Source organism: Azospirillum sp. TSO5 (assembly GCF_003116065.1).
Lineage (GTDB): Bacteria > Pseudomonadota > Alphaproteobacteria > Azospirillales > Azospirillaceae > Azospirillum.
This window is the reverse complement of sequence record NZ_LGQY01000101.1, coordinates 20,957-33,253: the sequence shown is the minus strand read 5'-3', so window position 1 is coordinate 33,253 and position 12,297 is coordinate 20,957. Positions and strand designations below refer to the sequence as shown.

10 protein-coding genes are annotated in these 12,297 nt (G+C 67.5%); 9 read left to right on the top strand and 1 reads right to left on the bottom strand.

Annotated features, from left to right (window positions below; genetic code table 11):
• Window positions 1-585, bottom strand: a 585-nt coding sequence (locus TSO5_RS23340) for a response regulator transcription factor (protein WP_109153865.1), incomplete at its 3' end; no start/stop codon positions are given.
• A 580-nt stretch (window positions 586-1,165) separates the two neighbouring features.
• Here TSO5_RS23340 and TSO5_RS23335 point away from each other — a divergent pair.
• From TSO5_RS23335 to TSO5_RS23295, 9 genes are all read left to right on the top strand, one after another.
• Window positions 1,166-3,499, top strand: a complete 2,334-nt coding sequence (locus TSO5_RS23335; protein ID WP_109153864.1) for a UvrD-helicase domain-containing protein — start codon at window positions 1,166-1,168, stop codon at window positions 3,497-3,499.
• A gap of 151 nt (window positions 3,500-3,650) precedes the next feature.
• Window positions 3,651-4,847 carry a hypothetical protein gene (locus tag TSO5_RS23330; RefSeq protein WP_109153863.1) on the top strand — a complete coding sequence of 399 codons (1,197 nt, stop codon included), beginning with the start codon at window positions 3,651-3,653 and terminating at the stop codon, window positions 4,845-4,847.
• Between the two features lie 113 nt (window positions 4,848-4,960).
• A complete protein-coding gene (locus TSO5_RS23325) occupies window positions 4,961-5,851 on the top strand; it encodes a 50S ribosomal protein L11 methyltransferase (protein ID WP_109153862.1) in 891 nt (296 codons plus the stop codon).
• Window positions 5,852-5,916: 65 nt separating this feature from the next.
• Window positions 5,917-6,387 (top strand): TerB family tellurite resistance protein, encoded by a 471-nt coding sequence (locus tag TSO5_RS23320; RefSeq protein ID WP_109153861.1) that lies wholly within the window; start codon window positions 5,917-5,919, stop codon window positions 6,385-6,387.
• Window positions 6,388-6,508: 121 nt separating this feature from the next.
• The gene (locus tag TSO5_RS23315) at window positions 6,509-8,572 is read left to right on the top strand and encodes an aminopeptidase P family protein (protein WP_109153860.1); all 2,064 of its coding nucleotides are present in this window, start codon (window positions 6,509-6,511) and stop codon (window positions 8,570-8,572) included.
• A 245-nt stretch (window positions 8,573-8,817) separates the two neighbouring features.
• Window positions 8,818-9,183, top strand: a complete 366-nt coding sequence (locus tag TSO5_RS23310) for a chemotaxis response regulator CheY (protein ID WP_012974572.1) — start codon at window positions 8,818-8,820, stop codon at window positions 9,181-9,183.
• A 114-nt stretch (window positions 9,184-9,297) separates the two neighbouring features.
• A complete protein-coding gene (locus TSO5_RS33710; protein ID WP_109153859.1) occupies window positions 9,298-10,416 on the top strand; it encodes a protein phosphatase CheZ in 1,119 nt (372 codons plus the stop codon).
• Window positions 10,417-10,626: 210 nt separating this feature from the next.
• On the top strand, window positions 10,627-11,352 hold the full coding sequence (locus TSO5_RS23300) for a protein phosphatase CheZ (protein ID WP_247870921.1): 726 nt from the start codon (window positions 10,627-10,629) through the stop codon (window positions 11,350-11,352).
• A gap of 126 nt (window positions 11,353-11,478) precedes the next feature.
• On the top strand, window positions 11,479-12,294 hold the full coding sequence (locus tag TSO5_RS23295) for an outer membrane protein assembly factor BamD (RefSeq protein ID WP_109153857.1): 816 nt from the start codon (window positions 11,479-11,481) through the stop codon (window positions 12,292-12,294).
• Window positions 12,295-12,297: the final 3 nt, after the last annotated feature.

Genomic DNA, 12,297 nt, shown 5'->3' with positions numbered 1-12,297 from the left:
CTTGCGCAGCAGGCTCTTCAGGTGAACCTTCACGGTGGCTTCCGTGATGTTCAGGTGGTTGGCGATCATCTTGTTGCTGTTGCCGTTCAGCAGGCAGCGCAGGATCTGAACCTCGCGCTGCGACAGGCCCTTGCGGCGGGTCGGCAACTCGGCGCCCATGTCCTCGGTGCGGCCGCTGACCAGCAGCTCGGCCAGATGGGTCGGGAACACCTTCTCGCCCATCATCACCAGCTTCAGCGACTGCATCAGCGCCTCGCAGGCGATGTCCTTCAGCAGATAGCCGCCGGCACCGGCGCCGAGCGCGGCCGACAGGCGGCGGGTTTCCAGGTCGTTGGTCAGGATGACGATCCTGATCGACGGGTGATTCTCACGCAGCGTGCGCATCGCATCGACTTCCTCGTCGGCGCCGCTCGGCAGGTCGATCAGGATCAGATCGGGGTTGGTGCCGGTGTTGAGCGTGGACAGGCCCTCGCGCAGGCTGCCGGCCTCGCCGACGACGTTGAAGGGCGTGCCTTCGAACAGGCGCTTCATGCCTTCACGGAAAAGCTTGTTGGCGTCGATGAGGAAAACGTTGATGGGATCCATGGTCTCAGCCCGCCTTTTGTTCCGTTCGGATCGATGTGGCGCCGATTGGCGCTTCGGAGGCATCCCCGACCTTCCGCTCCTGCGTCCGGCCCACTCACCCTCAGGGTTCGGGGGTGCCTCGTTGTGATCCATAGATACCCCCGATTTGCGCCGCGCAAAATTTCGCTTAGGTAAATTTCGCGTCGAGCAATGGGCATATGCCGTAAGCCTGCATAAGACAAGATGCGGACATAAATTAGCTCGCATTGGTCAGGTGGAATAACTGTCTGTGACAGAAAAGGGGAAATCGTTAACCTGATCCCTGTGAATTCGTCGGGACACTGAACTACAGCGGCGATGGACTGTCATAGCGAATGGATCCGGTGGATCAGGACTATGTCATCGCCCGTTGGTTGGAGTCCTACATCTCAAGAGCTCGCCGTTCGGCATAAGCGTGGGCGCCGAGGCACGCGGTTCCCGAAGGGGTGAGGGGCTTCTCACGAGGGGTCGTGCCGGCCGGCTCTGTGCTGTATACGTTCTGACCGCAAGACAGCATTCGCATGCTTGAGCGGAATTTCGTTCATCCCCGGACCGGGACGCCATGTCAGACGCTTTTGATGATGATCCGCTGAGCCACGCCGCTCCTGCCGCAGCCGTTCCCGCTGCGGCGCAGCGCTTCGCCTATCTGGACGGGCTGAACCCGACCCAGCGGGCGGCGGTGGAGGCTCTGGACGGACCGGTCCTGGTGCTGGCGGGTGCCGGTACCGGCAAGACGCGGGTGCTGACCACCCGGCTGGCCCATCTGCTGATGACGCGGCGCGCCGCCGCCTTCCAAATCCTGGCGGTGACCTTCACCAACAAAGCCGCCCGCGAGATGCGCGAGCGTGTGGCCCATCTGGTGGGGATCGAGCCGGAGGGCTGGTGGCTCGGCACCTTCCACGCGCTGGCCGCCCGCATCCTGCGCCGGCATGCCGAACTGGTTGGGCTGAAGTCGAACTTCACCATCCTCGACACCGACGATCAGGTCCGCCTGATCAAGCAGTTGCTGGAAGCAGCGAACATCGATTCCAAGAAGTGGCCGCCCCGTCAGGTGCTGGGCGCCATCGAGCGCTGGAAGGACCGCGGCCTGACCCCCGACCGTCTCGGCGACGCCGACGGCGGCGATGTGGCCGGCGGCCGGGTGGTGGCGATCTACCGCGCCTATCAGGAGCGCCTGCGCACCCTGAACGCCTGCGACTTTGGCGACCTGCTGCTGCACAACATCACGATCTTCCAGAACAATCCGGACGTGCTGGCGGAGTATCACCGCAAGTTCAAATATGTTTTGGTGGACGAATACCAAGATACGAACGTCGCGCAGTATCTGTGGCTCAGAATACTCTCTCAGGCTCACAAGAACATTTGCTGCGTTGGTGACGAAGATCAGTCTATCTACGCTTGGCGTGGAGCTGAGATTGGAAATATTCTTAGATTTGAGACCGACTTTCCCGGCGCGACCATCATCAAGCTTGAGCAGAACTACCGCTCCACCGGCCATATCCTGGCCGCAGCCTCCGGCTTGATCGCCAACAACCAGGGACGGCTGGGCAAGACGCTGTGGACCGAGGCCGACGGCGGCGAGCCGGTCAAGGTCAAGGCGGTGTGGGACGGCGAGGAGGAGGCGCGCTGGGTCGGCGAGGAGATCGAGACGCTCCAGCGCAAGGGCACCTCCCTGGCGCAGATCGCCGTGCTGGTCCGCGCCGGCTTCCAGACCCGTGAGTTCGAAGAGCGCTTCATCACGCTCGGCCTGCCTTACAAGGTGCTGGGCGGCCCGCGCTTCTACGAGCGGCAGGAAATCCGCGACGCGCTGGCCTATTTCCGCGTGGTCAATTCCGGCGACGACGATCTCGCCTTCGAACGTATCGTCAACCTGCCCAAGCGCGGCGTCGGCCCGGCGGCGATGCAGTGCCTCTACACCGCGGCGCGTGCGCGGGGGCTGTCGCTGACCGAGGCCGGCTGGGCGCTGACCGAGACGGACGAACTGAAGCCGAAGCTGCGCGCCACCCTGCGCGGGCTGCTGCAGGACTTCTTCCGCTGGCGGACGCTGATGGCGACGGTTCCGCACACCGAGCTTGCCCGCACCATCCTGGACGAATCCGGCTACACCCGCATGTGGCAGGAGGACAAGACGCCCGAGGCGCCCGGACGGCTGGAGAACCTGAAGGAACTCATCACCGCCATGGCGGAGTTCGAGAACCTGCCGGGCTTCCTGGAGCATGTGGCGCTGGTGATGGAGAATGCCGAGGCCGCCGGGATCGAGCAGGTGACGGTGATGACCCTGCACGGCGCCAAGGGGCTGGAATTCGACCATGTCTTCCTGCCGGGCTGGGAGGAGGGCGTGTTCCCCAACCAGCGCGCGCTGGACGAGACCGGCATCGCCGGGCTGGAGGAGGAACGTCGGCTGGCTTATGTCGGCCTGACCCGCGCCCGTCGCCGCGCCTATGTCAGCCATGCCGCCAACCGCCGGCTCTACGGCACCTGGGTCAGCGCCGTACCGTCGCGCTTCGTCGAGGAAATCCCGCAGGACAATGTGGAGGCCGAGGCCGCCAACGGCCTGTTCGCCGGCAGCGGCGGCCGTGGGAGTTTCGGCGGCGGTTTTGGCGGCGGGGCAGGGGGGTATGGCGGTGGCGGCGGGGCCGGCGGATTCCAGTTCCGCGGCTCCACCCGGCAGGCACCGGCGCCGAAGACCATCACGCTGGACCAGGGTGCCTACGCGGTGGCGCCGCGCGCGCGACCCGATGCGCCCTTCGCCAAAGGAGCGCGGGTCTTCCACCAGAAGTTCGGCTACGGCACCGTCGTCGCCGTGTCGGAGGACAAGCTGGAGATCGACTTCGATCATTCCGGCAGCAAGAAGGTGATGGACAGCTTCGTCGTGCCCGCCGAGAAGGCGGGCTGAATAGGGACCTGCCCGCCGGGAAGGCGGGCTGATCCGACGGTCGGTCCGCTCCGTACAGGACGGGTTGCCGCACTGTGACGGCCGTCACAGCCGCGGCGGCCGGTGCGGCTCAAGATTGCAACGGTGCAACAGAAGCCGGAGGCCATCCGTCGTGTTCGGATCGGGCAGCGTCAGTTACGAGGTGCAGAGCCGCCGCGAGGGCCGCTGGCGCATCGAGGGGGCCTACACCGATCAGGAGTCGGCGATGTCGGCCGCCCGCTCGCAGCTGGCCGCTTCCGGGGTGGAGGAGGCGAAGGTGGTGAAGTTCCGCACCATCGCCGGTCTGTCGCTGGAAACCGTGATCCTGCACAAGACCGTCCCGCAGGCCCCGCGCAAGGGCCTGACCCTGGGCGGCACGGCGGAGGGGGCGCCGCTCTGCCGCACGCCCGACGATCTGCGCGGCTTCGAGAGCCGGGTGGTGATCGGCCGGCTGCTGCGCCCCTATCTGGACGCCCAGCGCATCACCCCGACCGAACTGCTGCATTCCTGGCCGCTGTTTCGCCGGTTCGAGGAGCAAGGGGCGCTGCTGGGCGCCGCCATCCATGCCGTCGCCCGCCATCATGCCGACATTCACGGCGTTTCCCACACCGCCCGCGCCCGCGAACTGCGCCAACTGGTGGAGGCGGTCACCGGGGCCGCCCGCGACGCGCTGGCCGAACGGCGCCGGTTGCCGCGCTTCGACACCGCCGACCTGCCCGGCACCAGCAACCGCATCGAGGAGGCGGTGGGGCCGGCCGGCCACGATGCGCTGTTCCTGATCCTGCTGTGCCAGCATCTGGAGGCCGGCGGACCGCTGGCGGGGAAGCTGGACCTGCTGCTGGCGATGATGGGCGAGGATGCCGAACCGCGCCATCTCGCCCTGCTGGATGGGGTGGTCGCCGACATCATGGGGTCCGCCGACACGGTGAAGGAGCTGCTCGGCGCGCAGCCCAGCCTGCATGCCGGGCTCTGCGTGCTGGCCGACGGGCTGTTCGATCGCGATCCCGATCCGGCGCTGGCGCCGATGGCCGGCTCGTTGCGCCGGGTCTGCCGACTTGCCCTGCAGGGCCGTGCGCCGCAGAGTCGGGCCGTCCTGCTGGACCGCCTGCGCCAGAGCATCGCCGGCGACCAGCCGCTCGACCGCCGCGACGCCAAGGCGGATGGGATGCTGACCCACGACCTTGCCGACCGGATGAAGGGGGCGGACGGCGCGCTGCTCGGCGGGGCGGCGATGGAGAAGGCGCTGGAGCGCCGGCTGCTGCGCCACCGTCAGTCGGTCCTGCGTGCCCAGGGTATGCATGACATCGCCGATCGGTTGTCGGGGCGGTAACGGGCGGTCGGACGATTAAGGATTCTCCCGATAACCTGAAACCTTGGTCTCTTTCCGGCTTGATGCTAAAAACGCCGCTTCTGTTCTCGCGTCGTCGTCGGAAAGCCCCTGTCATGTCGCAAACCCCGCTCTGGCGCATCGCGCTGGTCGTTCCCGAAGCCCATGCGCCGGCCTTCGCCGAGGCGGTGGGGGACCATGCCGATGCGGTGTCGACCTTCGAACTGGAGGAGGGCGGCAACTGGCTGGTGGAGGCGACCCTGTACGGCGCCCCGGACGAGGCGCGGCTGCAATCCCGCGTCGCCGTGCTGGCCAAGGCGCTGGGGATCGAGGAGCCGAGGCTGGCGGTCGAGAACCTGCCGCCGATCGACTGGGTCTCGCACAGCTACCAGGGCTTCCCGCCGATTCGCGCCGGGCGCTTCTTCGTCCACGGCTCCCACCATGAGGGCATCGTGCCGGCCGGCAGCATTCCTCTGCTGGTCGACGCCGCCACCGCCTTCGGTACGGGGGAGCATGGCTCGACCAACGGATGCCTGCAGGCGCTCGACCGTTTGTCCCGCCATTTGAAGCTGCCGCGCGGCGGCCGGCGCGGCGCGCTCGACATGGGCTGCGGCTCGGGCATCCTGGCGCTGGCGGTTGCCAAGCGCTGGCGCGTGCCGGTTACCGCCGTCGACATCGATCCGGAGGCCGTGCGCGTTACCCTCATCAACGCGGCGCTGAACGGGCAGAAGCACATGATCCGTGCCCAGGGCGGCGACGGCTACCACACGCCGATCGTCGGGCGGCACAAGCCCTACACGCTCATCACCGCCAACATCCTGGCCCGCCCGCTGTCGCGCATGGCGCCGCACCTGCGCCGCCACCTGAAGAAGGGCGGCTATGCCGTGCTGGCCGGCCTGCTGAACCGGCAGGAACGCCATGTCATCCAGGCCCACCGCAACCAGGGTCTGCGGCTGGTGGCGCGCATTCCGGTCGGGGAATGGACCACTCTTGTGGTGAAGCGTTGAAACCATAGGGCCGCGATGCGACTTCCCCTAGGGACGATGTTCCGACACGTTTCTGGGGAGCCACCATGCTGAACCGCATCCGGTCCTTGTTCGCAGGCGACGACGGCGCCGAGCCGGGCGAGGACGCCCTGCAGGCCGCCGCCGCCGCCCTGATGGTCGAGGCCGCGCGTACCGACGACACCATTTCCGAAGCCGAGCGCGACCGCATCCTGGCGGTTGTCCGCCGTCAGTTCAAACTGAGCGAGGAAGAGGCGCAGGATCTGCTGTCCGCGGCGGTGTTCGACACCGAGGACGTCTCGCCCTATCTCCGCTATGTCAGCGTCATCATGGACCGCTGCCCGCCCGGTCACCGCATCTGGATCATCGAGATGCTGTGGGAGGTCGCCTACGCCGACGGCGTGCTGAACGACCTGGAAGCGAGCCTGCTGCGGCGGATCGGCGGATTGCTTCACATCTCCGATGTGGAGCGCGGCGAGGCCCGCAAGCGCGTGCTGGCGCGGTTGGGGCTGCCGGACGATGCGGGGCTGCCGGTCTAAGCGGACTGCGGCGGCCTGTGCCCCCTCCCAACCGGCATAGCCGCCGCCCCGCCGCTTGCGAAGCGCCTGCGGGGTGCCTAGCCTGTGTCCACAGGATTCACTCTTCCGAGGAACAGGTTCCGTGCCCAGCGCGATTCCCTCCGCTGCCTATCGTGGCGATGACGCCCTTGCGACCCTGTTGACCGAGGCCGGGACCGGCCGGTCTCCCGCCGATGTCCGTGCGCTGCTCGCCGGCGTGCTGGCGGCGCCGGAGGGGGAGGAACCCGCCGCCTGGACGGTGCTGGTGGGCGAGAACCTTCCGCCGGCCCTGACCGAACAACTCCAGGCACTGAAAACCCTGATGGCTGCCGAGGCGCCGGCGGACAAGCCCGGCCCGGCCCAGCGTCTGGCCAATCTGCGCGCCGCGCTGAAGCGCCGCGATCTCGACGGCTTCATCATCCCGCGCGGCGACGAGCATCAGGGCGAATATGTGCCACCGCGGGCGCAGCGGCTGGGCTGGCTGACCGGCTTCACCGGATCGGCCGGCAACGCGGTGGTTGCTGCCGACCGCGCGGCGATCTTCGTCGATGGCCGCTACACCCTCCAGGTCCGCAGCGAGGTGCCGGCCGACCTGTACGAGTACAAGCATCTGGTCGAGGATCCGCTGACCGACTGGATCGTCGCCGCGCTGCCGGACGGCGGCCGTTTCGGCTTCGATCCATGGCTGCACACCATCGGCTGGGTGGAGAAGACCCGCGCCGCGCTGGAACGCGCCGGCATCCTGCTGGTGGCGTGTGAGGACAATCCGCTCGATTCGGTGTGGCAGGGCCAGCCGCCGGCTCCGCTGACCCCCGTGGTGCCGCAGGACGACGCTTTCGCCGGCGAAAGCTCCGCCGACAAGCGGGCGCGGCTGGCCGACGAGCTGGGACAGAAGGGCATTGCCGCCGCCGTGCTGACCCAGCCGGACAGCATCGCCTGGCTGTTGAACATCCGCGGTGCCGACGTGCCCTGCACGCCGCTGCCGCTGTCCTTCGCCATCCTGTCCGCCGATGCGTCGGTGGAGCTGTTCCTTGACCCGCGCAAGCTGGCGCCGCAGACGCGGTCCCATCTCGGCAATCAGGTGCGGGTGCGGCCGGTGGAGGAGTTCGGACCTGCGCTCGACGCCGTCGCCCGCGGTTCCGCGCGTGTGCTGGCCGACCCGACCTGCACCTCCGCCTGGATCGTCGACCGCCTGCATCTGGCCGGCGCCAGGGTGGAGCGGGACGGCGACCCCTGCGCCCTGCCCAAGGCCTGCAAGAATGCGGCGGAGCTGGCCGGCACCCGTGCCGCCCATGTCCGTGACGGCGCCGCGCTCGTCCGCTTCCTGCACTGGTTCTCGGAAGAGGCGCCGAAGGGCACGCTGACCGAATTGGCGGTGGTGGAGCGCCTGCTGGCCTGCCGCCGGGAGAATGAGCGCTTCCGCGGCGTCAGCTTCGACACCATCGCCGGGGCCGGTCCCAACGGCGCCATCGTCCATTACCGCGTCACGCCGGAGACCGACCGCCGGCTGGAGCCGGGCAGCCTGTTCCTGCTGGACAGCGGCGCGCAGTATCTGGACGGCACCACCGACGTGACCCGCACGCTGGCGGTCGGCGAGTTGGATCCGGCGCTGGCGGCGGAGATGCGCGACCGCTTCACCCGCGTGTTGAAGGGCCACATCGCGCTGTCCACCGTCCGTTTCCCGCAGGGTACGACGGGCTCGCAGCTGGACGTGCTGGCGCGTCTGCCGCTGTGGCAGGCGGGGCTGGACTACGACCATGGCACCGGCCACGGTGTCGGCAGCTTCCTGTCGGTGCATGAGGGGCCGCAGCGGGTGTCGAAGGTCGGCAACACCGTCGCCCTGCAGCCGGGCATGATCCTGTCCAACGAGCCCGGCTATTACAAGACCGGCGCCTATGGCATCCGCATCGAGAACCTTATCGTCGTCCGGCCGGTGGAGCCGGCCAGCGAACCAGAGGGCGAACTGGCCGGCGCCGAGCGTCCGCTTCTGGAATTCGAGCCGCTGACCCTGGTGCCGATCGACCGGTCGGTGATCGAGCGGGCGCTGCTGAACGACGCGGATGCCGCCTGGGTCGACGCCTATCATGCGCGGGTGCGCGAGTCGCTGTCGCCGCTGCTGGACGAGGCGGCCCGCCGCTGGCTGGAGCAGGCGACCGCCCCCCTGTAACGGAAGCGGGCGGCTGTATCAAATCATGGCCCGGCGCTGGGGGTGCCCCTGATTCCGCAGGATGTTGCCGTCCGTGGTAACACGTTCTTTACCAGCCTGCTGCAGTGTGACCCAAGGGGATGACTTTTGGCGGCAGTTAGGGCACTACAGTCGGCATCACTTCCCGGATTACGGCGCAGCCCCCGCGCCGGGTGGGCGTAACGGCCGGTCAGACACCGGCAACGGATTATTGCGGAGACGTCTAGATGAAGATCCTCGTCGTCGATGATTACGCCACCATGCGGCGCATCGTGCGGAACCTGTTGACCCAGATCGGCTACACCGACATCGACGAGGCCGGCGACGGCGTGTCGGCGCTGGCGAAGCTGCGTGAGAGCAAGTTCGGCCTCATCATCTCCGACTGGAACATGGAGCCGATGACCGGTCTGCAGCTGCTGAAGGAAATCCGCGCGGACGCGAAGCTGGCGGCGACGCCCTTCATCATGGTCACCGCCGAGAGCAAGACCGAGAACGTGATCGCCGCCAAGCAGGCCGGCGTGAACAACTACATCGTCAAGCCCTTCAACGCCGACACGCTGAAGCAGAAGATCCAGGCCGTCATCGGCGGCTGATCCTCGGTTTTCGTGATCGCGACTGACTGTTCGGTCCGGGCGGACGGCGGCACCTGCCGTTCGGTGCCCGGTCCATAGGGCGGCTGGCAAATCCAGTTTGGGGAGTGGACCGGTTTGGAGCAGCTTCCGCAGCTGTCCGATGAGGAGTTCGAGCAGATCGAGGACGCCATCGCCCGATCGGCGAAGGGCAGGGCGTTCCTGCGGCGGCTCCACCGGCGGTCCCTCGGGGCCGCGACGGAGGAAGTGCGCGCCATGCTCCAGGAGTTCCGCGACTCCTGGAACCGCCAGAACGAGGCGGTGGAGGCCGGCAAGCATGTCGGTGTCCTGCGCCGCGAACTGATGGAAATGGCCGCCTCGATCGAGCAGGCGAGGCGGGAAGTGGCGGCGCTGCGGCCCCCAGACGGGTCGGGCGATAAGATCCTGTCCGCCACCAACGAACTGGACGCCATCGTCATCTCGACCGAACGTGCGTCCTTCGAGATCCTGAACGCCGCGGAACGGCTGATGGATCTGGCGGGCAAACTGCGGTCCAGCGGTGCCGATCCCGCGATGTGCGGCGAGATCGACACCCAGGTGAACGACATCTTCACCGCCTGTTCCTTCCAGGATCTGACCGGCCAGCGCACCAGCAAGGTCGTCAACGCGCTCCGCTACATCGAGCAGCGCGTCATGGCCATGATCAGCATCTGGGGCGAGGATGGGCTTGCCGGCATCATCGTCAAGGAAGAGCAGACGGACAGCCGTCCCGACGCCCATCTGCTGAACGGTCCGCAGCTGGACGGTCATGGCGTCAGCCAGGCCGACGTCGACAGCATGTTCGACAGCCCGGCACCGGCGCCGGCACCGGTCGCGGCCCCGTCGCCTCCGCCCCCGCCCGCTCCGGTGCAGTCGAGCCAGGCCGACATCGACAGCATGTTCGACAGCCCGGCGCCCGCTCCCGCCCCTGCGCCGGCGCCCGCTGCGGCTCCAGTCCAGTCGAGCCAGGCGGACATTGACAGCCTGTTCGATTCGCCCGCACCCGCCGCGGCTCCGGCGGTGGCGAGCCAGTCGGACATCGACAGCATGTTCGACACGCCCGCACCCGCTCCGGTGAAGAAGCCGGTGCCGAAGCCGCCGGGCGCCGCACCGAAGGCCAAGGCCGCCCCCAAGCCTGCCGCACCGCCTCCGCCGCCCGCCGCGGCAGAGCCGCCGGCGCCGCTGGATCAGGCGGCCATCGACGCCCTGTTCGGATAGGGGGCGGTCCGACTCCGGCACGGGTATTCAGATAAGGGCTTTCCGACCCGGGCATTCAGGCTCTCTCCCGATTGACCGCCTCCGCCCGCCGATGGCTGGATGGCGGGCGGTCAGCCGATCCAAACGCAGAACCGACGCACGCGACCAGACATCCACCACACACAGGCCATTGGCGGCCGTTTCCGAGAGGCGGGACCGAGGATGAAGCAGATGACCAAGCCCTTCATGGCCGAGCTTCAGAAAGCCCGCAAATCCGGGCATCCCTTCCAGTCCCTGATCGAGGACGGCGCGGCGGCTCCGGCCCTTCCCGTCCCGGCCCCGGTTGTCCAGGCCGACAACACCGAAGTGCTGCGCGCCATCGGCGACCTCGGCGCCAAGCTGGACCGCTTCCTGACGATGGACGCGGCGCAGATCGACCAGATCCAGGTGGAGATCGCCGACATCTCCGGCCGCATCAAGGCGACCAAGGTGGAAATGGCGGCCATCCGCCACCCACTGGCCGGCGACGACAAGTTCCAGCAGGCCAGTCAGGAGCTGAGCGCCGTCGTCGCCGCGACGGAGGCCGCGACCAATACCATCATGGCCTGCGCCGAAGAGCTGGAAGAGGTGGTGTCGGAACTGAAGTCGTCCCTGCCGGAGGGCTATCACAACGACCGCGTCAACGACATGGTCGACGTCATCGTCCGCATCTACGAAGCCTGTAACTTCCAGGATCTGACCGGCCAGCGCATCACCAAGGTCGTCCGCGCCATGTCCTTCATCGAAGAGCGCGTCGACGCGATGATGGGCCTGTGGAACAAGCGCGAGTTCGAGGCGATGCCGCTGCCGCCGTCGGTCACCAAGAAGGACGAGGATCTGGACCTGCATGGTCCGGCCGAAGCCACGCCCGAAAGCGGCAACATCAGCCAGGCCGACATCGACGCGCTGTTCGGCTAAGGCGCTTTCCGCAGATTTTCCGCCAGGGGCGGGGAGGGGCATATCGCCCGCCCCCGCGTTACCGCTTGCGGCGCCCTCACCCCGGCGTGCTATACAGGGGCAACTTCGAAAGCGCCCAAGACGACGATGCTTCCTCGCCCGTACCGCCTGCCGCTGACGGCCATCCTCCTGTCCGCCGCCCTGTCCGCCTGCTCCTCCACCAAGGAGGACGCGTATGTCGAACGCCCGGCCGACCAGCTTCTGTCGGAAGCCGACGCGGCGATGCGCGATGAGGCCTTCAAGAAGGCCGCGAAGCTCTACGACGAGGTGGAGCGTCAGCATCCCTATTCGGATTCGGCCAGCAAGGCGCAGCTTCTCGCCGCCTATGCCCACTATCAGGATCTGAAGTACGACGACGCCATCCTGGCGCTCGACCGCTTCATCCAGCTTCATCCGGGCAGCCCGGATGTCGACTACGCCTATTACATGCGGGCGCTGTGCTATTACGAGCAGATCACCGATGTGCGCCGCGATCAGAAGATGACGCGTCAGGCGCTCGACTCCCTGCAGGAAGTGGTCCGCCGTTTCCCCGAAAGCAAATACGCCCGCGACGCGAAGCTGAAGATCGACCTGACCAACGACCATCTTGCCGGCAAGGAGATGGAGGTCGGGCGCTTCTACCTGCGTCAGCATCAGTATACCGCCGCGATCAACCGGTTCCGCGCCGTCGTTGAAAATTACCAAACCACGTCCCATGTGCCTGAGGCGCTGCACCGCCTGGTGGAGTGCTATCTGGCGCTGGGCGTGACCGACGAGGCGAAGGCCGCCGCGGCCGTGCTCGGCCACAACTTCCCCGGCAGCGAATGGTACACGGACAGCTACGCACTGCTGGTGGACGCCAATCTGCGTCCCGAGCGAAACGAGAAGTCGTGGCTCAATCGAGCCTGGAACTCCCTGTTCTAGGAC

Coding starts and splice junctions, on each gene's coding strand:
- TSO5_RS23310 (WP_012974572.1), top strand. CDS start 8,818: ATGAAGATCCTCGTCGTCGATGATTACGCCACCATGCGGCGCATCGTG.
- TSO5_RS23325 (WP_109153862.1), top strand. CDS start 4,961: ATGTCGCAAACCCCGCTCTGGCGCATCGCGCTGGTCGTTCCCGAAGCC.
- TSO5_RS23320 (WP_109153861.1), top strand. CDS start 5,917: ATGCTGAACCGCATCCGGTCCTTGTTCGCAGGCGACGACGGCGCCGAG.
- TSO5_RS23295 (WP_109153857.1), top strand. CDS start 11,479: ATGCTTCCTCGCCCGTACCGCCTGCCGCTGACGGCCATCCTCCTGTCC.
- TSO5_RS23335 (WP_109153864.1), top strand. CDS start 1,166: ATGTCAGACGCTTTTGATGATGATCCGCTGAGCCACGCCGCTCCTGCC.
- TSO5_RS23300 (WP_247870921.1), top strand. CDS start 10,627: ATGACCAAGCCCTTCATGGCCGAGCTTCAGAAAGCCCGCAAATCCGGG.